We start from the raw sequence: 1,287 nt of genomic DNA, 5'->3' as shown, positions 1-1,287 counted from the left end.
GCCTATCTGCCTCCCTGGGCGCCTGGTCCTCGTGGCCCCGGAGCAATTCGGCTTCGTCTAAGTTCTCTATGCTGGCATTATGGTCCTTAAAATGAATCCCGGTAAAGCTGTCCGCCTCAGCGCCCCCTCGAACACAATGCACAAAGTGCTCTAGTTCAGCGTGGAGCGGTTCAATATTGCTGGTGTATACCTGCTCAATGAGTCCATCCTGTCGGTACAAAACCTGGCCATAATCTGCCATGCAACTGGCCGTGGTTTGACGATGAATTAAGATTTCGTTGTTGAGAAAATCTGCCTCAGTCAGGGAGTTTTTACAATGGGCGGCAATCCGACGCAGTTTACGATGGGTGACTTTGCTGGCGGTTAAGGTGGCAACAATGCCATTGCCAAACCCCAGGGTTGCAGTGACGTAATCTAGGTAACCCGAATCAGCTGCCCGGCTTCCCAGGGCAGTAAGTTTTACCACCGGCGCTGCAGCCAGCTCTAGCAGTAAATCAATGTCGTGGATCATCAAGTCCAAGACCACCGAAACATCATTAGCCCGGTTTGAATAAGGGCTCATGCGATGCGCTTCTAAGGCTAAAAGTTCTTCGGTTTTTAAGACTTTACTCAGCTCTTGAAAGGCTGGATTAAACCGTTCAATGTGGCCCACCTGTAAAATTCGTTGGCAGGTCGCAGCGGTGTTGACCAATGACTCAGCCTCAGCAATACTGGCGGCGATGGGTTTCTCAATCAGGACATGGATGCCAGCTTGCAGGCAGGTCATGCCAACCTCATGGTGCAGCCGAGTCGGCACTGCCACACACACTGCATCAACAAAGGGTAACAGCTCCCGATAGTCTTCAAAAAAGCGAACCTGATATTTGCTGGCAGTATCAATGCCTCGCTCAACGTTAATATCTGAGACCCCAACCAGCTCAACGTCTTTAAGTAAACTTAAAACCCGTGTGTGGCTTTGTCCCATATTCCCGACGCCGATCACCCCGACGCGAACTGGTTTGGGGTGGGTTCTTTGCAGGTGAACCTTTAAGTTTTCCATCGATAGGCTGTCCTTCACTCCTCTCAAGCCCTCTGCCGCATCATGCAGGCATAGTATTTATACTCAGCAATTAAATTGGTCAGATGGATAGTAACATAACATTTCACTGGATAATGAATTTCAAAGGACTGCCAAGACTTTCTTCAGGCCATGAGGCTGGTGACATACTTTGCTGGAAAGGTAAGGCTTTTGGGAAAAGGTATAGGAACTTAAAGCTATTTAACCGCTTTTACGGATCAAGGTAGAAC

The 1,287-nt window shown here is 49.1% G+C and carries 1 protein-coding gene; it reads right to left on the bottom strand.

Annotated elements, in window-relative coordinates; translation table 11 throughout:
- The coding region (locus AC2VE5_RS27680; RefSeq protein WP_486890723.1) for a Gfo/Idh/MocA family oxidoreductase at positions 1-1,039 on the bottom strand (1,039 nt) is incomplete at its 3' end.
- Positions 1,040-1,287 lie beyond the last annotated feature (248 nt).

The organism is Aliterella sp. E5.1 (genome assembly GCF_057473825.1).
This window is presented reverse-complemented; position numbering and strand designations above follow the sequence as displayed.